Raw genomic sequence first — 24,990 nt, forward strand, 5'->3', positions numbered from 1 at the left:
AATACACCACACTAAACAACGTCCATGCGTAAGCATGATTGCGGAGTTGCCTTATATCCACCGCCTGAAGTCGGTGGTTTTACGGCAACGGAGGATAAATTGTATTATATGATAAATATTCACTTGGTATTTTTTGCCACTCAATAAAAACATAATTGGCAACCAATACCGCAATACCAATAAAAAATATATTAAGTATGCACAATAAGGCAATATTTTTACCAGCAGATTGTTTTTGAGCCATTATAATTTCTTCCCTTGCATTAGACGATATTTGCGGACAGGGTCATAACTTACTTCTGTTACATAAGTTCTTTCCAAAAACATCATTACATCTATTGTTGTGTATGTATCACGCATAATTTGGTCAAAATCAATTTTTGAGCCAATTTCCGATTGTTTAATGAGCGTTCCAATACGATAATAAGCACTTTGACAATCATTAGCGTGAACGGTAGTAATAGAACCGCCATGACCTGTATTTAGGGCGTTTAGATAGTCGTAGGCTTCATCACCACGCAATTCGGTTAGGAATATACGGTCAGGCTTCATACGCATACAAGACGCTAATAACTGTTTTGGCGTTACTTCCTTATAAAATAAATGCACCCTATTTAAATGTAATGGTAAATCCAATTCAGGTGTATCTTCAATCGTTACAATGCGAGTATCAACTGGCACTATATCGCAAACTGCTTTTGTAAAAGTTGTTTTACCTGAGCCAGTCGCACCAACCAAACAGAAATTTTGATAATGTTTTACACCAAGCTGTATAAAACTTTCCAAATCCCTTTCAGCTTTTGCTTTTAGCATTTGTAATTCAAATAATTGCAAATGCACATCATCAGGAATATCAAGCCATTTATTCAAATATCCAATTTCTTTACTTTCCGCTTCTAGTTTATCTTTTAAATGACTTGGCAAAATTATATTAGCTGTGGTAAATGTTGATTTATCAAGCCAGCGATTTAATCGCCCAGTTTTGCCATAATCACCCAATGTAAAGCGTTCTTGGCTTGGCTGTCGTATCGTAATAGAAACAGTACCCCTTTCGCACGCTGTCGGTATTACAACCTGTCCACGCTGTTCATCAGGAAAAACCCCTGAACAAATGGGATTTTTTGGAGTGATTTCTAATTTGTTTAAAATTGCAAAAGTATTGGCTATTTTAAGCAAAACAGAATAATCAAGATTGGGCATATCATAGCGTTGCCAGCCCTTATTGCTTTCCGTCCAAAGTTCAAAGGGTCGGTTAATAGCAATCTCTGTGTTGCCTTTATCGTCCAAAAATTCTTGAATGCCTGTCTCAGCCAAAAGACCACGCAAGGACGCTGTTCTATCAAGTAAGTGCATACAAAAAACCTTTATATTGTAAAGACAAAAGAAATACTAGCGTCTTTGCAACCCATAAATGCTGTTAAAGTCCACATCACGAGCAACCATAATATTGATTACTGTGCCCTGATTGATTGTGGCGGTTGGCGGTATATTGACGGTGTTTTTCAATACTTCTTCCATCATACTTTCTGCCGTGTTGGTTGTGTTGGTGATTGTTGTTGTATCCCCATCACTTTGCTTCTCCAAGTGAGAACGACCAATTTCAAAAGCGTCTTGAATGACTGACAACATGATTGCACCGCCAAAGCGTTTCCAAAAGTGATTATTAACCCTTGCATTTACGCCCATTTCCCCCAGTTGCCCTGTTGCTGGACTATCTAGGTTGATTGATACATTTTTAGGCGTTTCAATTCTCCCCCAAAGTATAGATACCCTTGCCTTGCCTTGTGTCATCTGAATATTTTGCTCACCAAATACGCTTGAACCACGCTCAATTAACAAAACCTTGCCATTGGCGGAATAAACATCTTTGGTTACTTGACAAATGGTAAAGCCCTGATATGTGCTATCTACTTTTGTCTTTAAAACGCATGGAATGGTTGTGCCTTTGAGTAACATCATGGTTGTGTCACCACGATTAGATACTGTGCCATTAGCTAGATTTGAAGCACGCATACTGCCAGCCAGTCCTGTTTCTTGTGGTTGGGCTGTGGCTTGTTTTGTGCCATAAACATCAACCAATACTGATGAGTGTTCAATTTCAACAGGGGCTTGCACTACTGTTGTTGGCTCTTCTACATATTCATCATTATATGCTGGTGCAACTGGCGTGGGTGCTGGTGCTGGCAACGGTGCTGGTGCAACATAATCACGACCTGCAACCATACCGCCACTATCATAGTTGTTGTATTTTGGCTGGGGCTGTGGAGCTGGCAACGGCTCAGGTGTTGGGGTAACAACATTTGCTTCTTCTTCCGTTTCCAAATCTTCTTCTAAGTCCATTGGGGGCGGTAAGGTCTGCATAGCTTGTTTATCCGCTTCAATATCCACTTTTGCACTTCTTGCCATGTCCTTTTGGGCTTGGGCTTGCTTTTCAGCTTCTTGGGCTTTTGCGTCCGCTTTGGATTGCTGATAACGCCCAATAGTCAAAGCAATACCTACCAAAATCACAATAAAACTCACTAACATAATTGCCAACAGTTTAAAGCTCTTGGCATTGCCAGCGTCTCTACCTGCCTGATTAACAGTAGGTACATCGTCTTTGATTTGAGCGTCTTCGGCATTGACCTGCTCAATCGCATTAACTCCATCAATTTCTTGATTTTCTTCTTGGTCTTTGACCTTTTTCTTAAAAATATTCATATTGAACCCCTACTTTTTTTCTACACGCTCTAAATAGTTTACAGATGTGCCATAATGATTAAATCCATTATCTCTTAGCTTTTGATTGGCAAGCTCCGCTACCGCTCCACCTAGTCGCAAACGGTATAAATGGTTGGTTTCGTGAATAATCATGGTATCGGCTTCAATATGTGTATTTACAAGGGCTTCTGTGCCATCAGGCATAACCTTGTAAACGCTTGGCAATTCTTTGGCATTATTGTATTGTAGGTAGGTAAATAGACCATTGTCCCACATTGCCGTTGGAGCAAGTTCTAAATTACCACGCTTGACATAAGCAGTATTGATTTTGCCATCAATCAAATAAGTATCATCACCCTGCTTAACCCTTTGAAATGTTGCTGGTGTTGGCTTAGCTGGTGCTTGGCTTGCCTTTTCTTGTGGGTAGTTAAAGCGTGCGACATAGGTCATATCGTCCGCTATTGTTGCGTACAAGGCGAACGCATAGGTGCGTTTATTGGTTACAATAATCATGTTAGTAGGGGCTGACACTTGTAACGGCTTGAAAAAGACATTATTTCCTTTGACTGCAATAGACCAATCACGAGCTTCGCCAACACCAAGCCCACCATCATCATGAATGGTTTCGCCATCTTCAAACTGGATAAGGCTAGAATGCCCTATTTTCGTTCTAATGACAAAAACATCATCAGTACGATAATTAAATACCTGCATACGAGTATCTGCGGTAAAACTTGGCAACTGTTCTGCATGAGCTGACAAGGTTGTCACTAAAAAGACAAAAACAAAAATCAGCTTTTTCATTGACCTGCTCCATCATCGTTTACTTGATAGGATTTGACCGTAAAGCCAAAAGGATTTACTAGGCGAATTTCATCAACCGTTGGTACATTGACATAGTCATAAGCCAACACCGCAATATGGCGACTTTGGATAGGTTCAGGCGACAGCTTACCACTCATCACATCATAAGTACCGCCATTCATGGGGCTGACCGTCTTCGTAAAACGGATTTGCATAAGATTATCGCCAATCTTAGAAACGCTGTTGATTTTGACATCTACACGCTGACTATTACCATAAGCCTTGTGTGGAGCGGTTGGCATGGCAAATTTATTTCTAATTTCGTTTTGGACATTGTTATCAGCAAACAACATCAAATCATCAAATTGCTTTTGAATGGTGTACCAATCATAACTTTCTGATAACTTAACAAAGTTGGACGCATAGTAGCGAGCAGTTTGTTCAAGGCTGGTAATTTCTTCATCTTTTAATGTGGTTACAATATCCACTTCACCTGTATTGTCATTAACACGCAAAACGAACGGCTCTTTTTCTTTTAGGGGCGTTAAACCCACGATAGCAACCGCATTGGCAATAGCGATAGCAACCGCACCAAGTGCCACATATTGCCAAAAAGTCTTTGACTTCTCTACAAACTCAATGCGTGATTTTTCAAAACCACGAGCTTCTTTCAAGTAATCATTGACCGCCTGATTATTGCTTATCTTTTTGTCTTTTTTAACCTGCTGAGACTTATCAGCTTTATTGGCTTTTTTTGACTTAAACATTATCGGCTTTCTCCCATTTCTTCTTGGTCTTGGTCTTGATCTTGGTCTGTTTGTGTTGGCTCATCTACATCTTGTGTTAATGTGCTAACACTATCACGATATTTAACAGTATTTGGCGGTATAAAATCAGGTGTATTTACTGCCACCCATTTACCTTTTGGCATGGGCAATTTATGCGTGGACTGGCAAGCCGTTAAGGATACTGTACAAAATACCATTAGGATAAATTTATTCATTACATAACCTTAATTTCTATGATAAAATAAAAAAGCATTTATCTTTAAATTTTCTTTAAAAAGACAAAAGGAAAAATCATGAAACACGCCACACTTTTCACATTGTCTGTGATTGTCATTACTGCCTTAACTGCTTGTGGCAAACAAGAAACCTACACCGTAGATTTTCTTAAAGAAAATGAAGCAAAACGCACCGAAGTATTAGAAGCCTGTAAGCAAAACAAACAATCTGATGAGAATTGCAAGAACGCCAATGAAGCTGAGAAAGCAGTTAAAACATCAGCGTATGGAAATAAAATGTTTGGCAATTAACTTTTGCCTTTCATGCTGTTACCGCCAAAAACTTTCCCATATGCCTTGTTACCCATAGCCAAACTCGCTTTTCCACCTGTTGCAAGGTTGGCTATGCTTCTAGCTCCCTGGCTAAATCCATTGATTGACATACCATTACCCAAAGCGGAAGCCAAGTCTGGAACTCTCATCAGCAATACAAAAAAGATAATAGACATTACAGCAACATTGATAGCAGTTGGAATAATGATTGTGCTCATATCCCTTATTTCTTCTATCATAAATCCAACAAAAAGACTAACAAATACATTTAAAATCAATACCATAACACTATATGTTACAATCTGATTTACCCAGTTAAAAAAGAATTGTCTAGTATTTGGAAATAAAGCACACATAATGTATAGTGGACCGATAACAGCCAATACAGCACAAAAAACTTTTGCCAACATCAAATAAGCCATAGACATTGTTAGGAATATGATTAAAGGGGGCAACATAATCAAAAGTGCTATAAAAAACAATAATTGTCCAGCAATATCCAATCCACCTATTTCATTCCAGCCATTTTCAATACCTGTAATAGAAGTATCAATAATCGTATCCAAAGATGATTGAACACTGGTTCCTTGACCTGAAAACGCTTCACTCAGCCCATCGCCAAAATTTAAAACTATCGGCATAATATAATTATTGTAAGCACCAATATTTAAGCCAAAAGTCAGTATTAGACACCATGCCATACACTTTTTAAGAAAATCAACAATATTTTCTTCTACTCTGCTATTCCAATACGACAGAAAAACAAATAACAAATAAACAGTAAAAGCACTGATAAGCAATGGCTCTAACATATTTATTACATTTGCTATATTATTTGATGTCAAATCAGTAACGGTTTCTGTTATTGAATTAAAAACATCTGAAAATATTGTAATTGCCATTGCTTACCCTTTTTAAATTAGCGTCTAAACATTTTTTGACCGTAAGATTGCGTTGCAATCTCTCTTGCTTGTCTTTCCAACATTTCCATTTGCTTCATCTTGATATTGATTTGAGCAATAGCAAGGTCAATTTGCGTTTTTTGAGCCATCAGCGTATTTGCCAAATCCGCTTTACTACTTGCGTCTGTGGTAAGGTTGATTTGGTCGGCAATTTTTTGGGCTGAGCGTGAAAATGTTGCCAAGTCTGTAAGCGACTGCTCAACCTGAGCGTAATTTAATAGCGTGGCTTGGGCGAGCTGTGCTTTTGGGTCTGTCGCTTCCCTTTGGCGTTGCATATCTGCTTCAATGCGTTTGGCAACCTGAGCCAGCACCTTATCGTAGTTACCGCTTGTCAAATCAGACAAACTAACACCGCTTGGCACATACTTACCAAGAGCTTTTTGAACATTTGGGTCATTGAGTAGCACACCTAAGCGAGCGTTGCCAGTTACCGCTTTAAGCTGGCTTCTTAGGTTCTCAATTTGCTTAATTTGGTTCTGCACTTGGCTAATCGCTTGGGCAACATTCGCACCATCAAAAACTGGCACACCAGCCGAGTAAGCCACATTGCTTGACCCAATCATGGTTAGTAAGGCAAAAGCAGAAATTGCTTTTTTGGCTTTTTCACTAAAATTTACTTTCATAGGGATATACTCCATACTATTAACAACTAATGAATATTATTGCAATTTACAGATATGCAATAACTTGATAAAATACATTCAACAGTCTAACGACCTTATTTAATTTCTACTATTGTAGATGATACCGAAGACACTAGTAAATCCAAATCCAGCGTACCTTGTTTTTTATCTTTTCTTGCTTGATAGAACAAGGGTAACCAAATTTCTGATTTTGGTCTTTCGTCAAATTTACTTAATAAATTATCAAGTAATTCTACATTTTCTTTGGTTGATGATAACACGCTAATTTCATCACCAAATCCGTACAAGTCCATCTTAGCAAAACTGGACTGCTGACCTTGTTTCACAAGGAAAATACGGCTTTGTGTAGATAGCGATTTCAAAATCGCAAATTCTTTTTCAGTCAGACCAACACGGATATAACCGCCCCCTTGCTCATTCTTATACTCTGCGTCAGGGTTCGGCAGTAGTATCTTGGTTGGGGTCTGCTGAATGATTGCTGGAAAGATTTCAGACTGTACTGCTTCTTCGGGTGACTGCGTTACTAACATCATAAATTCGCCACGCTTACGCCCTGTTTTCAGGACATCTAACATCATCTCTCTTGGCGTTTTGTATTTGAGTGGTAGCCAAAACTCTTCCACCACCGTTAAAAGTAATGGGTGATTTTTTGTCATTTCCGATTTCAAATACAAAAGACAAGCAAGCAATGGCTCGGTTGGCTGGTAATTCTCTTTCAAGATTGAACCAACATCAAAACCAACAATTTTAAAATTGTTAGGGTCAAACAGGTTGGTGTCACTAAATACCCAAGCGTAAGTTCCAGCCCCATACTCATCAGTTGTACACCACTTAACAAGGCGAGCATAGAGACTGTTACCACCCTTATCAGGCAATGACTGCAAAATTGCGGACATACAGCGACTTTCAAACGGCAAACTCATCACCGTATCCACCGCCATCTTGATTTGGTTTTGCTCTTCGCTGGTGCATTCGTGGTTTTTGTCGGTTGCACACGCCATTACCAGCGTATTCAAGAAGTCCATCAATTTAGGCGTTTTTTCAAACTGAAAAGGGTTAATGCCAGTTGGAATATTTTCTTCAATCGCAAAATAATCACCGTCCAACGCACGAATAAAAATATCCATACCCCTATCTTTATCCAAACAGAACATAGCTGGATTAAAACGCTGAACAAACACCGTCATTGCTGATTGTAATGTGGTCTTACCTGTACCAGTCGCCCCTAAAATCAGCGTATGCCCTGCGACTGCTTCACCAATATTATTTTCGCCAATATTGGTGAAATGAAAATTGAAGTTGTACAGGGTCTTTGCTACCGTCTCTAATGGCACAACGGCTGAGCCGTCCCCTAATGGGTTGCCATGAGCCTTGCCAGTTGAATAATTATGCAAGGAAAATGTACTTGCCAAGTTACGGCTGGTTTTCAGCATTGGGCGTGGCTTGTAGCGATAAGTCGGAAACTGGCTAAAAAATGTTGCTGGTGCTGATACACTCGCTTTTTTAAACACCGCCCCAGCCTTATTAGAAAAGTTGGCATTGGCTTCATTCACATTATTGACAGCTTGGTCTATCGTGTCGCCAAACACCATTAAACTGCAATGGTATTCCCCCAAAATCTGCTCGCCTGATGTGATAAACCCCTGAGCTTCCAACAATTCTTCACGCTGATGTACCGCCTTATCATCTGCTGAACGCATTTGGTTGGCTTGTCTTTCAATGCGTGTTAATGCCTTAGCTGGTGCTAATGCCACAAACGACTGCACCAAATTATATTCAAATGGCAAAGCCAAGCTCGCACTATCAAACAGCCCCAAATGGGTTCTGTTTGGAAAGTCTTTTAAATCTTGCAAGCAAGCAAAGCGGTTTCTTACTTCACCCTTAATCTGCAAAATTTCATGCCCAAAGTGCAATGTGGAAGACGGCAAAATTTCATAAGCAGGGCTAGGCGTGAGCGGAACAATGCCCCCTACTGGCGGTTCACCATTCAACAGCTCATAAAAAAATTCAAGCGGTTCTGACGATAAAATACCATGCTGATTTTGATAAGAAATTAGCACTCTTGGATGATATTGTGATAACATACTCAGTATTCTTTTATTTAAATTCTGAATGTCGTCAATGCCAGCTTCAAAATCATTTTCATATTTCATTACCAAACACATATAATATGTATTTTGGTAATAGTCTTTATCATTAAACCGTTTTAAATATTTGTCAGAAAAATCACGACAAAATTTATTATCAAATTGATAATCAGATGTGATTTCAATTTTTCTACGAAGTTGATAAGTATAAAACGACAAGCGACTAGCTTTATCTTTCGCAAGCTCAGTATATACTAGGTTTAAAGCGTCAAAATCGCTTTCCAAGTGATTTGTACTAATCGCTTCAAAGTTAATACCATCAAACTCAATCACGCTACAAAGATAGTTGTTTTCAAAATCCAAAACATCTTCGGCAACATGATAATAAAGTTTAGGTAATTCTTCTGTTGAAGCGGTTAGCCTGTTTAAAAACTTGCTGAATATATTCGCCATTTCTAAGATACTTCATTGGTACATAAGTTAAAGTATTGCCAAATTCTTGATAATACTTGCGTTTCAATCTAAATAACATTTCAAGGGCGAGTATATTTATCGCCCTATCATCTGTCTCAGAAATACTTCTGAGAAATAAAAATATTGGCAATCCCAAAGCTACAAAGGCAAAACCAATAAGCCCCAGTATTTTTTGTGCGATTAGCGAACCAAACATCAAAATCATTAAAACAATGACGGCTGGCACAAGTGGCACGCCAAACACCATAACCACACGGTCTAAACCGTTGTAGCTTGAAAATGTGCGGTACTCTTCGCTCATTATTTAAATGCACCGAAAATGTACGCTGCGATTGTTGCTACACCGCCAGCACAGGCATAGAAAAACGCAAATTTCAAGAAGTCCATCCAGTCACTATGACCGTTCCATGCCTGAACAAACTTGATGAGCAAATAAACCGCACCAGCAGAACCAGCTAAGATAGTCGCCCATTTCAAAATGTCTTTGAATAAGTTGTCTGCCTTTTGGGCACTATCTTCAAAGCCAGCTGCGAAAGCTAGCGTGGTACACGCTACACCTAAAAGCAAAATCAATGCTTGCTTGGCAATTACTTTGCCAATGGCTTTTTGATGTGCGGACAAAAAAGTTGTGTTATTCATAAAAATTCCTTATGATGAGTTAAAAATCCCTAAAAATGTCCCAACTGTTGTAAACCTTAGCAGGTTTTTCAGCAGTCAAATCACTTTCAGGGGTGGGGCTTGGTTGAGATGTGTCGCTAGAACGCACAGGGACGCTCATAGTTGCATTTTGAACGCCATTTGGTACTTGACTAGCGGAATTGATTTGAACAGCGTCTATGGCGGTTTTAGAGCCATTTACGGTGTCGTAGGTCTGATATTGGATTTTTGGTTGGAATTGAATTTGGGGTATAGGCGTGGGTGCGACTGGCTGAGCCACTCTTGCGGTCAGCTCATTGTAATTTTTGGTTGTCTTGGCGACATAGCCATTGCTAAATCCACCAGTCATATTGCCTGTGTTGTAGCAAGAAAACGCTCTTTGCATTCTCGTACCCTTGCCAGTATTGCCAGCACGGTCATAGCAATGCAAGTACACGGTTTGAAGTGCTTTAAGATTGGCACATGGTTGAAGCACCTGCTCCACCGTCAAGCCGAGCCATTTTAAATTGGCTGAGTTGATTTGACCCAATCCCAAATCAATATTTGCCCCACCAGCAAGTAATTGCTTGGCGATATGCACCGCTTCTGCGTAGTTTGTTGGCTGTTTTGCCAACCGCCCTGCTCCCCTGTTCACTCCGATAGCAAACGGATTGTAATTACTTTCTGTCTTTACAATCGCATTCACAATTACAGGGTGTACATTAGGACTGCAACTACTTGTGATGATAGCTTCCAACATCGCATAGACCCCTTACAAGCGACCTTTTTTTCTGATGTTGGCAACTTGACGGACCGTGCCGTCAGGGTCTTGAATGTACACATAAACACGCTTTCTAGTGTTTTGCGTCCATAGCTTTTGAGAGCCATTTTGACCGCCAATAGAACCGTCAGCGTTGGAAATCATGGGGCAAACTGGAAAACTTTTACCACGAGCCAAATCACGAGTAACTTTTCTGATTGTGGATTGACATTCAGGGGTGTGTATACCGCCAGCAAAGCACAAAAAGGCTTGACAGCCAAATATATCTTTGTTGGACAGTTGGGGGATTTGTACTTGTTGTGGGTCTGCCGAAGTGGTATTGGCAAGGGCAGACGCTGAGAATAGCGGTATAACCGCCAAAGAAAGGATTTTTAGAAGACGAAAATTAGGCGTTGCGTTGCGTTGCGTTGCGTTGCGTTGCGTTGCGTTGCGTTGCGTTGCGTCATGGTAGCGACTTTTTTGAGTATGTCAAGCATTTTTACTCCCGTTGTGAAAAATACTAGATACGAATATCTAGTGATTAGATTAACATAATCTACAAAAAATACAAGCATTTTTCACAAATTTTACAATTTTTTGTTATCGGAACTTTCTAGCGTATGACTGCTGTAAGTTTCTTCTAGCTCTGTGATGTATTTTCTAAGACATTCACGAATGTAGAATGTTTTTGGTCTACCTGTTAAGCTAGACAAGCTGTCTAGTCTCTCATTGAGTTCTACTGCAATGTTTACTGAGATGTTTTTGTACTTAACTTTGGTTCTACCGCTCACTGTTACCAGCCCCATGTTTTATCTGTTTCTTAGATTTTACTAGATTTTAAGATTTTTAAAAAGACAAAAGAGAAAATTTTTCTCAAAAAATAAAAAATCAATCAACAACAAGGCGAAGCGGTAGCGAAGCCCTTTTTATTATTTATAATATTTATAATATTTATAAGTTTTGTCCAAAGTTATCCACAGCCCTTAATGCTTTGTAAATAAAGGGTTTGAGTTGATTTTTGAAAACCCAATATGCGGAACTTTTTACACTTAAATGCGGAACTTTTTACACTTAAATGCGGAACTTTTTACACTTAAATGCGGAACTTTTTACACTTAAATGCGGAACTTTTTACACCATTTACGAATATTTATTGATTATTTTCCGTTTTTTTGGTTTAATATGGGTACTGATTTTGGAGTGATGACCGATGACAGATTTTGAACTTAAAACACTTGATTTTGAAACCTTGCAAAAGGTGAGTAAGTCCATTGAGATGATTGATGAACAATTTGGCGGTAATCCCATCATGAAGCGAGCAATCCTGAAAAACTATGGATTATCACTTGATGATTTTCCCACCGTGTTTGAGCCTAAGCCGATTGCCACGCACACCAAAGAGCAAGCCGTTCAAGCTCAGCAAGACAATGGGAATGAAAGTTTGAAATTACAGGAAAAACTTACTTATGGCGAGAAATGGTATGTGTTGCAAAATCGTTTATTAAATGCAATTACTAATTTGGATTTAAATGAAAGGCGGTTGATTATGTTTTTATCGCCTATGGTGCGTAAAGATGTTGAAGATTTTCCTAATAAAAATCGTAGAATTTTTACTGTCAAGGCTTTGGATTTTGCTAAAACATACGGTATTGATAATTCCAATACTTATGGAATATTGTCAGATACAGCAGATAAGATATTAATTAAGGCGTTTTGGTATTGGAATTTTAAGGATGATAAGCTATTTGGTGAAAAAACCCATAAAAGCGGTATTACTTGGGTTTCCAAGTGTAGTTACCTTGAAAATCAAGGGGAGTTGTCTATTATTTTAAATGACGAAATTGTTGAAATGCTGACTGTTTTTGATAAAGCAAATCCCTTCACAAAATATCAAATTGATGTTATTGTCAAGTTGGGTTGTTATGGTATTATTTTATTTGAATTGATTGTTAGTTGTCTATACCAAAATTTTAGGCAAAAAACATATACGGTTAAGTATTTGAAAGAAAAATTTAATTGTATTGATAATTACAAAACATATTATGATTTTAAGAGATATGTTTTAGATAGAGCAATAAAAGAAATTCATGAGCATACCAAAATCCGCATTTCTTACGAACAAAAGAAAGTTGGTCGTTCTGTGTCTGAGCTGCTTTTTTCTTTTGAAGATATATCACAAAAGAAAATTGAAGAGACAAAAGGAAAAGGGGGTAATGCTCCCAAAGACCCATTTACCAATTTCAAGATGAGCCAAAAGCAACTTTCACTATTTGCAACAAAAATCAAGAAAGCAAGCGGTCAAGATTTGGACGAAATTATCAAAGAGTTATCGAATGTACACTTACAGTCCAAGCATATTGATTTTCTTAAAGTGCTTGATTTTGTGCCGTCCGACTGGTATAGCGATGATGAAATCAAAGACCACCCTACACCACAACAAATTGATGAGCAGAAAAAACAAGCCAAACAAGCCAAAGCCAGTCAAGAAAAACTAGACCAAGCACAGTTAGAGCAAGATTTTGAAAAACTGCTTGCTAATGCAGAAGAATTTGTATTGGCAAACCAAACAAGACTTGGTTTTGGTATTGAAAAAATGTATTTTGAAAAGGGAGACTATCAGGGCGTAGTCAGAATTTGGGAGCGTTATTTGTTGAGCGAAAGAGACCGTAAGGGCTTTGCTCTACTTGATGAAATTCTATCAAGGTAATCAAGATGTTATTGATTTGAACACCGCTTATGGCGGTGTTTTTTATTAAAAGAAAAAAGGAAAAAATTAGGCTGTGGCGTAGTTGTGCTGGCGTTGCCATAGATTGAAGAACATTTGGGCTGTACCAATGCTAGGCTTTTCATTGGCAAGTTTGGCACGAGCCTGTTCAGCGATTATGTAGGCGTTTTTCACCGCTTTTGGGCTTGCTCCATTGTTCAAAACTTCTTCCAAAAAGTCTTGAATATCTTCTTCACTATTTAGATAATCTAAAATGTTAAAATCACTCATCTTCATCACTCCAATTTGCCAAAATAATTTTGGCTTGTTCAATATCTCGCTCTTGACTGTCTTTGTCGCCAGCACAAAGCAATAAAACCACGACATTTCCACGAATGGTGTAATACACTCGGTATCCAGCCCCTGTGTGAAATTTTAACTCACTGATATTGTCGCCAATGCCTTTGTGTTCGCCAAAAAATGCGTCTTGCTCAATGCGAAATAAGCGACCAAGTATTTGCTTTTTCGCTTGTCGGTCTTTTAGTTTTTTAAACCACTTTTCAAATTCATCTGTTTTCTTGATTTTGAATTGTGGCTGTTCTTGGTTTTGATTGTCTGTCATAACCACCTATCTTACTACAAAAAATATTAACAAGCAAATGACTACACCAGCGACAAAACCAGCACCAGCAAACAGGATTTCTCGTTGTTTGGCGGTGTCTTTTTTGCTTTGTCTTTGCAATTCTTTTGCTTGCAACTCTTCAATTTTGGTGATATGACGCTCAAAACGCTCATCGCTGGCTTTGTCGTACTCAGCCTGAATTTTGGTGAGAATAAAATTTAGGTCTTTATTCTTGGTGTCAAGCTCGCTCAATAAGCCTGTGAACGCTTCTGCTAGGTTTTTTTCGTGATTGGTGCTATTGCCGACATAATACTCATTTGAGCCGTCCAGTTGCATTTGAATGCTGGTAATGGCGTGTTCAAGCTCGCTTTGTATGCGTATGATTTGCTGACTGTTAAGCTCTGTGATTTTTTCTTCAAAGTCTTGGATATTGTCTTTGAGAATATCTCTAAGACCCAGCACAAGGGCAACACTTGGGTCGTCTTCGCCAACCTTTGTATTGGTGCGTTCAAATATGCTCTGAATGAGTTTTTTTACTTCTTTGTCTTCTTCGCTCATGGAGTTTCCCCATATTATGCAAATGACGGCATAATACCGTCATTTGTGGTTTTTGATTGTGAAAAATCACTCATCTTTAAAAACATCATCAACTTTGGAAAAGATGTCTTTTTTGATTTTTTTAAGGCGGTTTTTGGCAAGAAGTTCAAATGTCTTAGTGTCATTTGCTACTTCTTCAAAAGTCATTCCTTGCTTAATCATTGTTGAAAAGTCTTTTTCAAAAGTATCATTATTTAGTTTTGTAATTTTAACAACGCCAATAATATTATCAATCGCTTGGAATGCTTTTGTTTTTGAGAAATCCGTAGTTGGTTTTCCAAAATATTCATTTTCCCAAACAATAATAGGAACAGTTGGGTAGCTTTCGGCAAGTTTGATTAAGCATTTTTTGCTATCATCTTCGGCTTGTCCGTAGCTGATTGGCACATGAATGTAGATGTTTTTTTCAAAATCATCTTGAATAACACTTGGAATGTCCATCATAGTTAAATAACTATTAAATGGCAGAAATTCACCTGAACCAGTATCAACCAAGAAAGTTGCATTTTCATTCTCCAAGAAGTTTTGAAGAAATCCGTCAAATTTTGATTGGTCTACCAATTCTTCATCATCTTTCATGATGTCAATTTGTTTTACATTTAGGCTTTTGTATGAAGCCAATGTTTTGTTGCTTGGGTCAATGTCAATCAAAGTAACATCATCAACATTTTCCAAAAGATATTGAGACATTAGCATTGATACAACACTTTTTCCAATACCGCCTTTTGATTGCATTACAAAATGAATTGCATTGTTTAGTGGATAAGACATAACTACACCTATTCTGCTGGTTTAAATAAATCTTCCAAGTCTATATTGTCAGTATTTTTATCAAAATTCTGCAATACATCTTGTTTGATTTTTTTGGGTTTAAAGATAGATTTTTTTGAAATCTCGGTTTTTTCTTCAATAACTGGTTGTGAGATTTGGGTAATACTTTTATCACCTTTGTACTTTCGGTAGTTATTGCTAATCGCTTGTAGCGTTACACTAATACCAAATTTCTCTTCAACCAACTTTGCTATATCTTCCAAGGTGTATACCTGAGCTGGGTCATCTCTACACTTAATAATGAAAGCGATAGCTTCTTTTGTTAATCGTGGTCTAGCCATACATAAACACCCCCTTAGTGGAATTTGTGGCATTCTACACTAGAATTAAAGAATTTTCAAGCATTTTAAAGTATTATAACTATATTTTCAAGCATTTTAAAGTAAAAAATGAAAAATTTAAAGAATTTTAAAGCATTTTCAAGTATTTGCGTGGTTTTGGGGTTGGGGGGAGTGGCTCAGGTCTACACCCTGAGCTGATTTTTTCTTTGTTTTCTAGTGCAGGATAGGCTGTTGCCGTTAAAAGTATATATTTATTGTGCTATAATGGCTACTATTATTTACTATTTTGGAAACACCCTTATGTCCAACAGCTCTTTTTTGCTGAAAGGTTTAACGCAGAAACACAAAGATTTTCTAAAAACCTACGCCCAAAAAACCTTGTTCTTATTCAAGAACCAAGGCGATAATCGCCATCATTGATAAAATAATGGAAGATGAATTGGAAAGCCAAAAGAAAAATCTTGATTATTCTGGCATTCAAAAGAAAGCCATTCAGAATAAAAACTTATATATCTCTCAACATGAAGAGATGATAAAAGAAAACAACCAAGCAATTTATGAAGCCAAAAAACAGAAAAATCATGAATTGGCGGCAGAGCTTTCACGAAAAAAATTTCCTGTAAAAAAGCAAAGGATTCAATTTTCACTACCAGTCTATGACTATGATTTTTTGCACGAGCTGGCAAACCTAAATCAAAGCTCATTACAACATTACATTTCAACAGTCATATACAATCATCTGTATGGCGACAGAAAACTATTTGGCGTGGAAATTGAGCAGCTCAAAAAATCTAATTATGAGCTTCATAGAATCGGTGTAAACATCAACCAAATCGCCAAAGCAAATAATGCTGGTGATATGAAAGAATTGCCAATTAACCAGCTGTATGAATTTATTAGAAATCATACAAAAAATATTCAAAAAATATTAAAAAATAGCGTTGGCATTTATTAAGTTTTTCTAAATTATAAAAAATATTATTAGGCGTAAATATGGCTAAATTATTTGATGATATTGAGGACTGGTTCAATGGAACAAAAACCAAAACAGTCAAGTCAAAATCAAGTGGAGGCTTAAAGTCTTCCACCAGTAAGCGTAATTATTCTAGTTCACCGAAACAAGCGGCAACCAATGCGATTAAGGCAACCAATGCCAAATTACCGCAAGTTGTGGTTAAAATAAGCGGTTCATCAAAAGGGGCGAACAAAGCTCAGGCTCATGCTAATTACATTGGTAGGCATGGTAAGGTTGAGATTGAAGACCAAGATGGAAACAAGTACAAGGGTAAGGACGAGCAAAAAATCCTATTGGACGGCTGGAAAGCTCAGGGAATGCACGATAAGCACGAAACAGGCAGCCGCCGTGAAGCCTTTCATTTTGTCTTTTCAATGCCAAAAGGTACAAACCCAGAAGCCATGAAAGATGCTGTTAAGAACCTTGTGAAAGAAGAGTTTGAGGGGCATCAGTATTTTTTGGCTCAGCATTTAGATACAGATAGTCCCCATGTTCATGTGCTAGTTAATGCTACTAACGACAGAGGGGAGCGACTAAATCCACGCAAGCAGGATTTACACAATTACCGTATCAATTTTGTGCATAAGCTCAGGGAGCAGGGTATTTTAGCTACAGCAACACGCCGAATACATCGTTTTCAAGCCAAAGATGGTTATAGTCAGTCCAAGCTGCATGAAAATTTAAGAAAAGGGCAGGGTGTTCCCACGAAAAAACCGCCTACAAACGCTCAGATGAAGAAAATTAGCAATACCCATGCCAAGGTAGCCGAACAATACCAAAGCTATGCTAAGAGCCTTACAAGCGAAAATAGAGAACTTAAAAAAGAGATTGAAAAACTAACAAAGGGGGTTGCTGTAGACAAAGGCAGATAGTTTCTTTGCATATCAAAATCAAATTTGCAATTTTTGAGATTTGTGAATTATCATATCTGCAATAACTTTATGGGAAGATAAAAAAGATGCCTTTATATGAAAATGCAATAGACATCGTTCGCACCAACTTAGAACAGTTACAAAATGGTGAACGCCCCAAATTTGTTGCTATTGGATATTTTACTGATGAGCAATTTACTAAAGTTAATGAATTTCGAATAGTCAATGATTTACCCCCATTGGAGCAAAATGAAATTTTGTATATAGGGAGGCATCATTATCAAAGCCGAGCAGAGAAAGATGGATATAAAATTTCCGATTTGATACAGCAAATTGAAAATGCTTTATCCGAAAACAGCCAAGTTATTATGGCTCAAAGAATGACTGCCATTCAAAACCAAACGCCACGCAATGACGGTTATGGCAATATGGTAAATGACCGAGCTATTTTTGAGTTAACTACCAAGAAGCCAAAGGCGGAACTATTTTCAGTCATTCCCAAAGGGGATAATAATAAACCACCAAAATAAAATCCGCCTATATGTTGACATACAAGCGGATTTGGTATTATAAACGCAATCTTGGGTAACTTAAAACTCCAACGCCCTTGCGTTCATGTTTAATATAATGCATTTTTGCATAAAAATCAAGACTTGGTCTTGCTTTATTTTGAATTTAACCATCTTAAAAAAATAGATAGTGCTTTAAGATAAATATTTTCCAATCTTTTGCATACAGTGAATATCCCACTTCTTTAAAATTAACCAAACTTGGCTTGATAAAATATTCAATCAAGCCTTGAAACATTTTAAAAAGAAATAGAACTAGTGCCAAGACAAACAGAAAAATCAAAATGATAAAAGCTAATGGATATGGAGATAGAAGTATTGATAGAGGCGGAGACATAATTAAAAATGCACCAATCCAAAAGAAAGGAAACAGAAATTGAGACCTAAATGACAATTCTTTGGGAAATATGGCTGTTATTATTCTATCTTGCTCCATGCACCAAGCAGGATAGTACCCTTTATCTTTAGCTCTTGAACAAATAGCACTGACTGCATCAATAGCGTTGTTAAGTTGCAATATTCGCACAGCTTTGTATTGCTCTGCCGCCATGACACTCTCCGCCTTTTTCTTTTTCATGCTATCCGTATAGCTATTCAATTCTGAATCAGACATGGAATTTTCCTTATCAAATCTCTCGAGGTTGGTGTAGTTGTTATAATAGGTATTATTAGAGTGTACCATATAAATTATTTTCAGATAAGTCCCTTATTTATCTAAAAGAACAAAACTTTTAATATCGCTTTTATTAACCATAAATCTTTCCTGCTTACACTCATACTCTTCAAAGCTACGACAATCTAAAATTGGATACTTTGGAATGGTTAATATGGAAATATTACGCAGATAAGGGCGGTAGGTTACTGAGGCAACATATTGGCAATCTTGGGCAACCTGACCGTCTTTGTCGCAGGTGTGAGTTATTAGAGCGATGTTAGCATAACTCACATTGCCGTAATTGATATAATAAGTCGACCAGATGCAAATAGACAGAAAGATGACCCCTATTACGCCATGAGCATATCGTAAGAGTTTGTCCATCTTGCTTAGATTTTGATTGTCCTTAACTGGTTTTAGTGCAATATAAAAGCACCACATCGCCAATGCAGCAAAGAACCAGTTAAAGTAAAATTGGTCTAATTCTGTTTGCTCATTATAACTACTGAGCACGAATAATAGAACCGCCCCAATGATTAGTAATATAGAAGCATCCTTCATAAGTTACCTGCTTAAAAATTAATTAAATACGTGCATTGACATTTCTTGTATGAATAACGCCAAACTTCCCAAGATTTGCGTTGCTGCTCAACAAAAATACAGCGTTGTCACTAACAGACGTGTAAAAACCTTGCTTGTCAAAGATAACATGGCAATTTTTGCAATATCTCAAATTTTTATAGTAGCTGTCTAATAGTTCTTGTTGTTTTTGAATTATTTCATTTTCTTCATGGTCTGCTGACATTGATCTCGGTAAATTAAATAAAAGAGGGATAATTCCCAAGATAGGGATAAGAATGACAAAATAAATGAAAGTATCTGCAAATGCGTTTGCAGAACGCCTGAAACCATCGAGACCATTTGCCATAGCCACTCCAGATCCAGAGAAATCATTTGCCATAGCTGCTTCAGAATAGCAGGATACAACTACCACTGAAAACAATCCTATAAAAGAAAAACCTATAAAAGTGATTATAATTTTTAGAACACTTGAACTGCGGTCAGATTTAGGTAGGACAACAGGTTCTGTTTTTTGTTGTAACTTAGTCTTGGATACAGTATGAGTATTAATATTCCCAACAGTAGCACCAGTATATAGGCCAAGTCCTCCGCCCAATCCAATTCCAATACCGCTACCAGACCCGATAAATTTTCCGTTGGTGCTATTGTGGATAATATCGTCATTGATAGATGACAATAACCTTCCTACTTTACCGCAACAAGGACATTCATCGGGTTGTTTGTAGGTGAATACAAAATTTTTTGACATAAGCAGTTCCTTGAGTAAATACTTCATAAAACTTCATGGTTAATACCGTGAAGTTCATAGATTTATAGATCTGAATCCAAGATTGACGGCATACATCACGCCAAGCAGAATAATAACAAGAATAAATGACAATATTAGCAAAACAAGATAATTTGTGTTGTTTGGATTTGACATAGAATTTCTCCAATGAATATACCAATAGGTTATACCCTAATGACATATATTATAACCCACTAAAATTTTATGTCAATAGGGTGTTGTTGAAATTTTAATACAAACATTGCATAATATTAGTCAATTTTTTATAAAGACATAAAAGAAAATGAAAAACCCCTTAGACCAAGACCAAATCATAGGCATTGACGAACATATCAAAAAGCAAAAAGTACAGACTGTTGGCTATATCCGAGTATCTACCATAGACCAAAGCACCGACCGCCAGCTTGACGGTGTCGTCCTTGACCGCATTTTTGCCGACAAGATGACAGGTGCAACGAAAGACCGCCCCCAGCTCCAAGCAATGCTAGATTATGTACGCTATGGTGATACAGTCGTGGTGCATAGTCTTGACCGACTGGCACGAAGTCTTGAAGACCTAATTTCAATCATCAACCAACTCAATAAAAAAGGGGTTAGCTTTAAATCTATCAAAGATAATTTAACCTTTGACGGCTCAAACAATAGTCCTATGGATAAATTCTTTTTGCACATCTTAGGGGCGGTGTCAGAACTAGAACGAGCTTTAATCCGTGAACGCCAAAAAGAGGGTATAGCCAAAGCAAAACAAAGGGGTGTGTATAAAGGGCGTAAACCAACCTTAACTGCCGACAAAATCAAGCTCATAGAAGAGCGGTTGGCAAAAAAAGAAAAGGACTTGCAAAGTTACAAATCCATTTCATACCAAAGCATTGCTGATGAAATTGGCGTGAGCCTTGCTACACTTAACCGCTATCTTGCCAAACGCAAAAAGAAATAGCGTGCGTTTTATTGTTTGTTGGTCTTCCGCCATTACCGTCAAGGATAGCTATTCCATTGGTACAACCAGCTGCAATGACAAGGGATAACAACAACAAGTGTTTTATCATTGTCGCCCCCCATCGTCTTTGTCATGTTCTTGGTGCTGGCTGTCAATCGCTGTCTGCTTTCCCATATCTTGCTGTTGCTCCATGTAGCCTGTTGGAAGTGGCAACCGTTCGCCATTGGCATAACTGGGGATATGGTCGGCAAGGCGTTTTAATAAGTCTTCTTTGGTCTCAGGTGCGTATTTTTCGCTGTGAGTGATGACTTCTTTCCAAACTTGAATTGCTTTTAGGTTCTCATCGCTCATCTGCGGATAGCTTTGTTTGATAAAATCACTATCTAGGCGTTCCTGTACAGTTGGCTCAGATTGGGTAATATTTGGTTGTTCCTTTGGGGGGTTAATGTGGTTAAGCTGTTCTATGAGTTGTCTCTTAAACTCATCAACGCCTTTATTGACATAAACATCATTCCAATCTTTGCCCTGTTCGCCAGTAGCAAATTTCGGTACTAAAACATGGGTATTTGGTACGGCTTCGGCTACTTTTTGAGCGTCCACAAGACCGACATTCTCATGCGGTTTGCCTGTATTGGGGTTGATTTCAAGGGTTTTGGCGTGGTCGTTGTCAGCACCAATATAAATCTTGCTATCAGGGCAATGCTCCCTTACTTGCTGTGCAATATTCAATAATCCACCTTTACCAAAAGCTACAACCACCGTCCGCCCTGTTTGTTCGTGCAAAGTTGCACCTGTGGCATAGCCTTCTGCGATAATAATTGGCTGGCCATTTTTCGCTTGACCCAAAGTAACCGATAATCCATTTTTTTCACCGCCTTTTAGGGCGTATTTAGCACCTTGATAGCCGATTGTCTCAAAAGACCGTAATTCCCCCTGTTCGTTGAATTGGGGTATCATCAGATTGCCCTTTTGCAATATCATTCTTTCATCGCCTTGATTTCTCAACGCTTGGGCTTCTTTCCAGTCATTTGCAATCACAATATCATTGGCAAATTGTGGCGGTAGTTGGCTCTTGTCAGGCACAATACGCATAATGTGATTGTGGGTTACTTGCTTTCTGTCCAAGTATTCATGTTGCTGGGCGAGTGGTGCAAACTGCATAACCATAGCAACCCTGCTGGCGGTCTTATCATAAGTAGCTTGCTGTTCAGGGCTTACACTATGGATTTTTGGTGATTGACCTTGCTCTTGTGTGGGATAGGTCTTTTCGGTGCTGGAATGGGCTATACTAGGCGTTGGTTTAGCTAAACCTTTGGCGACATTTACCGCTTCTATGTTTTTGAGTACGGCAATATATTCTGCTGGATATACCCATTTTTCAGGCGTACCACCACGACTAAAATTTGTAATGCGTCCTGCTGGTATTCCACCATCGTTGCGGTAAAGCTGATACATGACATTTTTTTTATTCGAGCCGTCATTACTTAGGCGGTGCGGTCTTCCATCTGCTATGGGATGTCCGTTGTCCAGACTTATGCCATTTGCTCTTAAATGCTCTGCAAATGCTTCTTCGGCACTTGGCACATGAGCTGGTTGTAGCCATTGCTTAACTTGTGGATTTTCAGGTTCTAAGGTGTACCAAACTTTGTTGGGTAAATCAAATTTAACAATGCCATCTACTTTTAATTTTTGAATGGCTTCATTATCTGACGGTGTGGTGTATAGGTAGGTCTTGCCCTGTGGTGTTGGGGTTATTGCTGGGTTTTCTGTGGTCTTTTCCTTTTCAGGAACAAGCCACTTCTCAAACTTGCTTAAATCAGTACCTTGTGGCACATACCAAGACTTATTGGCATTATCCCATTTTGCCCCTAGTGCTTTGGCTTGGTCTTTCTCGGCATAGGGGCAGTTGATATAGGTGTTTTGAGTGCTTAAATTAGGTTTGGTTTGGCTGTTTGTAATGTGGGTATGTGCTTGGCTAACAGGGCTTGAATTTCTTCCCTGCTGGGTGTGGCTTTCTTGGCGACTTCCTGACGAAATTTCTCGTCCGTTGCCATTCTCTCGCTCGCTTTCGCTGTCTCGTTCAACCACTCTTGAACCCAAGAGTTGTTTTGCTCTTTCTTCTGAACCAGCGGATTGTTTAAAGCATTCATAATCAATTTTTCCCTGTGAATAATGATTGATAAGATGATTTTCCAGTCGCTTTGCAATATCAGCCTCTGTACCCTGTGATTTTATCACATCTAAATGTTGCCAGCCATCATATTTTATAGTGTTTTTGTTACCGTCTGGTTTATCAACAATATGCAATTCTACTTTATCGCCAAACTTATCTTGTATGGCTTTTAATCCGTCATAAGTATTGCCTTGAATGCGTGCCATTGTGGAAATTGGAGCACCACGCCCATCATTAGGGTCATAGTATCTTTTAAAGGTATTTTCTAAGGCTTGTTCAGGTAAGGGATTAACAGCAATAATTTCAACCTTAAAACCTTTATCTAATGCCTGTTGTATTTTTTTAATCGTTGCTGGGTTTTGATGTGCATTAGCTAATTGTCCTTCAAAAACAATACCAACATTTTGTTTCAATGTATTACTATTCATTACTGATGAAGTTTTACCAGCCCCCGGGCAACCTGTTAAAAAAACAACTGTATCACGCCCATCTGTAACTGGCTCGTTAATCATTTGCTCAAAATGCAAGGCGGATAATGTGGCTGCCGAATTGTGTACTGCATTATTGAATTGGTTGCGATGAGCTGGCGATTGATTAAAATCATCAAACACTTCTTTCATCATATCAGAAGCGATATAACGACCGTTAAAAGTAGAACTCATTTCTGTATAAATTTTAATTAGTTCTTGTGGGTGCTGTTTAGCTAACGCCATAACTCTATCTTGTACTTCTTTGGAAGCTGGGTCATTGCTAAAATCTTTGGCAATAATATTAAGGGAATTATTTTCTTGGTTTTTCATAATTGGCTCTAAACTTTCCTTTGTCTTTTCAGCACCAGTAACTGCCAGCGTGTCAGCGTGAATAATCTGTTCAGGCTCATAGTGAACTGGCACAAATTCTTTATCTACTTCTTTGAGTGTGTCAAAAACGGTATTGTATGCCTTGCCAAGCGGTTCTAATTCTTCTGCTTTGGGATAGGGGTAAGCGTCTAAATTCTTTTGCCAATCTTTTTCGGCTTTGATATTTACCAAAAAATCATTTTTAATTCCCATCGTGGATAGGGTGTGTTGGATATGTCCTTCAAATGCCCTAGCGGTCATTTCCACATCGGTTGAAAAGTAGGGCTGACTGCGGTATGCGTCCGCCTTTTGTGAACGGCTGTATAATTCTGATTTATGAATATCTTTAACCAATTCACGGACTGGGGCGATAAGCTCTTGGTGTCGTGCGGTGCTGTTGGCGTTTAAATGGCGTGTTAGTAGGCCATCGCCATTTTTCATATAGTGGTCTAGGGCGTGCCACCATTCGTGAGCGAGTGAGCCAGCTCCACGAGTTTTGGTAAGGTTAATAACCTGTTCGCCACGCTCATAATGAGCGGAAGCCCAACCGCTTCCCCTTGCACCAAAGGCAATGCCAAGCGTGCCATTTAATCCTATGGCTTTTGGGTCAATTTTTAAGGCTTTGGATAAGTCCATAAAGCCGTCATAGGCATTATTGAGCATTTGCTGGCGTTCATCGCCAGTTACCCAGTTACCAAACTGTCCACCACGCACCCCAAAAGTTGCCATAAACTCATCAGGTGTTATGTCGTGGTCTCGGTAAGATTGCCCTGTACGCTCTTCATTGACTGCGTTTCTCATATCGGATTTTGTAATGGAGTTTTGCTCCCTGTGAGCCGTCCAGCGTCTGCTAAGCTCTGCAATATTTTCAGGGTCTTTTTTATATTCACGAGCTTCTGCCAATGTTTCAAAAGTGATAAGGGGCGTTTTTTGGCGGTCAGTCTTCGCACAAATAAAAGCGGTGTTGTCTTTTTTGTAAGTGTAAATATCAAAACTACTGGCGGTCATTTCCTTTGTCGCCATATTTTTATCCTCCGTTGCCGTAAAACCACCGACTTCAGGCGGTGGATATAAGGCAACTCCGCAATCATGCTTACGCATGGACGTTGTTTAGTGTGGTGTA

Annotated in this window: 29 protein-coding genes; 7 read left to right on the forward strand and 22 right to left on the reverse strand. The window is 38.5% G+C overall.

The features are described 5' to 3' along the window. Positions 1-24 precede the first annotated feature (24 nt). Positions 25-147 (forward strand): hypothetical protein, encoded by a 123-nt coding sequence (locus M2R47_RS09535; RefSeq protein ID WP_283162945.1) that lies wholly within the window; start codon positions 25-27, stop codon positions 145-147. A 96-nt stretch (positions 148-243) separates the two neighbouring features. On the opposite strand, the gene M2R47_RS08100 is transcribed toward M2R47_RS09535, so the two are convergent. Genes M2R47_RS08100 through M2R47_RS08120 form a run of 5 tightly spaced genes read right to left on the reverse strand, consistent with a single transcriptional unit; the run spans position 244 to position 4,507 of the window. Next, a complete protein-coding gene (locus tag M2R47_RS08100; RefSeq protein ID WP_249101525.1) occupies positions 244-1,353 on the reverse strand; it encodes an ATPase, T2SS/T4P/T4SS family in 1,110 nt (369 codons plus the stop codon). A gap of 36 nt (positions 1,354-1,389) precedes the next feature. Further along, entirely contained in the window at positions 1,390-2,700 is a 1,311-nt protein-coding gene (gene virB10, locus M2R47_RS08105) for a type IV secretion system protein VirB10 (protein ID WP_249101528.1), read from the reverse strand. A 9-nt stretch (positions 2,701-2,709) separates the two neighbouring features. Then, the gene (locus M2R47_RS08110) at positions 2,710-3,504 is read right to left on the reverse strand and encodes a TrbG/VirB9 family P-type conjugative transfer protein (protein WP_249101531.1); all 795 of its coding nucleotides are present in this window, start codon (positions 3,502-3,504) and stop codon (positions 2,710-2,712) included. After that, complete coding sequence (locus M2R47_RS08115; protein ID WP_249101533.1) at positions 3,501-4,271, reverse strand: VirB8 family type IV secretion system protein; 771 nt, start codon at positions 4,269-4,271, stop codon at positions 3,501-3,503. Before M2R47_RS08115 ends, M2R47_RS08110 begins: the two co-directional genes overlap by 4 nt. Then, a complete protein-coding gene (locus tag M2R47_RS08120; protein WP_249101535.1) occupies positions 4,271-4,507 on the reverse strand; it encodes a hypothetical protein in 237 nt (78 codons plus the stop codon). Before M2R47_RS08120 ends, M2R47_RS08115 begins: the two co-directional genes overlap by 1 nt. 78 nt (positions 4,508-4,585) lie before the next feature. Here M2R47_RS08120 and M2R47_RS08125 point away from each other — a divergent pair, with 78 nt between their 5' ends. Further along, positions 4,586-4,819: an EexN family lipoprotein gene (locus tag M2R47_RS08125; RefSeq protein ID WP_249101537.1), complete on the forward strand. Its 234-nt coding sequence runs from the start codon at positions 4,586-4,588 to the stop codon at positions 4,817-4,819. Here M2R47_RS08125 and M2R47_RS08130 read toward each other — a convergent pair. The 8 genes from M2R47_RS08130 to M2R47_RS08165 form a co-directional block, all read right to left on the reverse strand. After that, a complete protein-coding gene (locus M2R47_RS08130; RefSeq protein WP_249101541.1) occupies positions 4,816-5,742 on the reverse strand; it encodes a TrbL/VirB6 family protein in 927 nt (308 codons plus the stop codon). The two genes, M2R47_RS08125 and M2R47_RS08130, sit on opposite strands and share 4 nt — an antisense overlap. A gap of 17 nt (positions 5,743-5,759) precedes the next feature. After that, a complete protein-coding gene (locus tag M2R47_RS08135) occupies positions 5,760-6,425 on the reverse strand; it encodes a type IV secretion system protein (protein ID WP_249101544.1) in 666 nt (221 codons plus the stop codon). Between the two features lie 95 nt (positions 6,426-6,520). Beyond that, positions 6,521-8,986, reverse strand: a complete 2,466-nt coding sequence (locus M2R47_RS08140; RefSeq protein WP_249101547.1) for a VirB4 family type IV secretion/conjugal transfer ATPase — start codon at positions 8,984-8,986, stop codon at positions 6,521-6,523. Beyond that, complete coding sequence (locus M2R47_RS08145; RefSeq protein ID WP_078273880.1) at positions 8,925-9,308, reverse strand: VirB3 family type IV secretion system protein; 384 nt, start codon at positions 9,306-9,308, stop codon at positions 8,925-8,927. Before M2R47_RS08145 ends, M2R47_RS08140 begins: the two co-directional genes overlap by 62 nt. Further along, entirely contained in the window at positions 9,308-9,646 is a 339-nt protein-coding gene (locus M2R47_RS08150) for a hypothetical protein (protein WP_078273881.1), read from the reverse strand. Before M2R47_RS08150 ends, M2R47_RS08145 begins: the two co-directional genes overlap by 1 nt. Positions 9,647-9,665: 19 nt before the next feature. Beyond that, on the reverse strand, positions 9,666-10,403 hold the full coding sequence (locus M2R47_RS08155; RefSeq protein ID WP_249101550.1) for a lytic transglycosylase domain-containing protein: 738 nt from the start codon (positions 10,401-10,403) through the stop codon (positions 9,666-9,668). Positions 10,404-10,415: 12 nt separating this feature from the next. After that, the gene (locus M2R47_RS08160; protein ID WP_249101553.1) at positions 10,416-10,784 is read right to left on the reverse strand and encodes a hypothetical protein; all 369 of its coding nucleotides are present in this window, start codon (positions 10,782-10,784) and stop codon (positions 10,416-10,418) included. 206 nt (positions 10,785-10,990) lie between these two features. Beyond that, on the reverse strand, positions 10,991-11,194 hold the full coding sequence (locus M2R47_RS08165) for a hypothetical protein (RefSeq protein ID WP_249101556.1): 204 nt from the start codon (positions 11,192-11,194) through the stop codon (positions 10,991-10,993). Between the two features lie 572 nt (positions 11,195-11,766). Here M2R47_RS08165 and M2R47_RS08170 point away from each other — a divergent pair. Continuing rightward, entirely contained in the window at positions 11,767-13,110 is a 1,344-nt protein-coding gene (locus M2R47_RS08170) for a RepB family plasmid replication initiator protein (RefSeq protein WP_249101559.1), read from the forward strand. Positions 13,111-13,176: 66 nt separating this feature from the next. On the opposite strand, the gene M2R47_RS08175 is transcribed toward M2R47_RS08170, so the two are convergent. The 5 genes from M2R47_RS08175 to M2R47_RS08195 form a co-directional block, all read right to left on the reverse strand. Further along, positions 13,177-13,398: a helix-turn-helix domain-containing protein gene (locus M2R47_RS08175; RefSeq protein ID WP_249101561.1), complete on the reverse strand. Its 222-nt coding sequence runs from the start codon at positions 13,396-13,398 to the stop codon at positions 13,177-13,179. Further along, positions 13,391-13,729 (reverse strand): type II toxin-antitoxin system RelE/ParE family toxin, encoded by a 339-nt coding sequence (locus M2R47_RS08180; RefSeq protein ID WP_249101565.1) that lies wholly within the window; start codon positions 13,727-13,729, stop codon positions 13,391-13,393. Before M2R47_RS08180 ends, M2R47_RS08175 begins: the two co-directional genes overlap by 8 nt. Positions 13,730-13,735: 6 nt before the next feature. Beyond that, a complete protein-coding gene (locus tag M2R47_RS08185) occupies positions 13,736-14,287 on the reverse strand; it encodes a hypothetical protein (protein WP_249101567.1) in 552 nt (183 codons plus the stop codon). Between the two features lie 66 nt (positions 14,288-14,353). Continuing rightward, positions 14,354-15,097: a nucleotide-binding protein gene (locus M2R47_RS08190; RefSeq protein ID WP_249101571.1), complete on the reverse strand. Its 744-nt coding sequence runs from the start codon at positions 15,095-15,097 to the stop codon at positions 14,354-14,356. An 8-nt stretch (positions 15,098-15,105) separates the two neighbouring features. Then, the gene (locus M2R47_RS08195) at positions 15,106-15,438 is read right to left on the reverse strand and encodes a hypothetical protein (protein WP_249101573.1); all 333 of its coding nucleotides are present in this window, start codon (positions 15,436-15,438) and stop codon (positions 15,106-15,108) included. Between the two features lie 427 nt (positions 15,439-15,865). Here M2R47_RS08195 and M2R47_RS08200 point away from each other — a divergent pair, with 427 nt between their 5' ends. The 3 genes from M2R47_RS08200 to M2R47_RS08210 all read left to right on the forward strand — a co-directional run bounded on the left by M2R47_RS08200 (position 15,866) and on the right by M2R47_RS08210 (position 17,855). Beyond that, on the forward strand, positions 15,866-16,393 hold the full coding sequence (locus tag M2R47_RS08200; protein ID WP_249101575.1) for a hypothetical protein: 528 nt from the start codon (positions 15,866-15,868) through the stop codon (positions 16,391-16,393). A gap of 38 nt (positions 16,394-16,431) precedes the next feature. Continuing rightward, positions 16,432-17,325, forward strand: a complete 894-nt coding sequence (locus M2R47_RS08205; protein WP_249101578.1) for a relaxase/mobilization nuclease domain-containing protein — start codon at positions 16,432-16,434, stop codon at positions 17,323-17,325. Positions 17,326-17,411: 86 nt separating this feature from the next. Then, complete coding sequence (locus M2R47_RS08210) at positions 17,412-17,855, forward strand: hypothetical protein (RefSeq protein ID WP_249101582.1); 444 nt, start codon at positions 17,412-17,414, stop codon at positions 17,853-17,855. A gap of 154 nt (positions 17,856-18,009) precedes the next feature. Here M2R47_RS08210 and M2R47_RS08215 read toward each other — a convergent pair whose 3' ends face one another. From M2R47_RS08215 to M2R47_RS08225, 3 genes are all read right to left on the reverse strand, one after another. Beyond that, a complete protein-coding gene (locus M2R47_RS08215; protein WP_249101585.1) occupies positions 18,010-18,507 on the reverse strand; it encodes a hypothetical protein in 498 nt (165 codons plus the stop codon). Positions 18,508-18,600: 93 nt separating this feature from the next. Further along, positions 18,601-19,110 (reverse strand): hypothetical protein, encoded by a 510-nt coding sequence (locus tag M2R47_RS08220; RefSeq protein WP_249101590.1) that lies wholly within the window; start codon positions 19,108-19,110, stop codon positions 18,601-18,603. 22 nt (positions 19,111-19,132) lie between these two features. Beyond that, the gene (locus tag M2R47_RS08225) at positions 19,133-19,879 is read right to left on the reverse strand and encodes a hypothetical protein (RefSeq protein ID WP_249101593.1); all 747 of its coding nucleotides are present in this window, start codon (positions 19,877-19,879) and stop codon (positions 19,133-19,135) included. A 322-nt stretch (positions 19,880-20,201) separates the two neighbouring features. Here M2R47_RS08225 and M2R47_RS08230 point away from each other — a divergent pair, with 322 nt between their 5' ends. Next, complete coding sequence (locus M2R47_RS08230) at positions 20,202-20,855, forward strand: recombinase family protein (RefSeq protein ID WP_249101595.1); 654 nt, start codon at positions 20,202-20,204, stop codon at positions 20,853-20,855. A gap of 105 nt (positions 20,856-20,960) precedes the next feature. Here M2R47_RS08230 and M2R47_RS08235 read toward each other — a convergent pair whose 3' ends face one another. Then, positions 20,961-24,968, reverse strand: a complete 4,008-nt coding sequence (locus tag M2R47_RS08235) for a DUF5710 domain-containing protein (RefSeq protein ID WP_249101596.1) — start codon at positions 24,966-24,968, stop codon at positions 20,961-20,963. Positions 24,969-24,990 lie beyond the last annotated feature (22 nt).

Origin of the sequence: Moraxella oculi, assembly GCF_023336735.1 — a bacterium.
GTDB lineage: Bacteria > Pseudomonadota > Gammaproteobacteria > Pseudomonadales > Moraxellaceae > Moraxella > Moraxella oculi.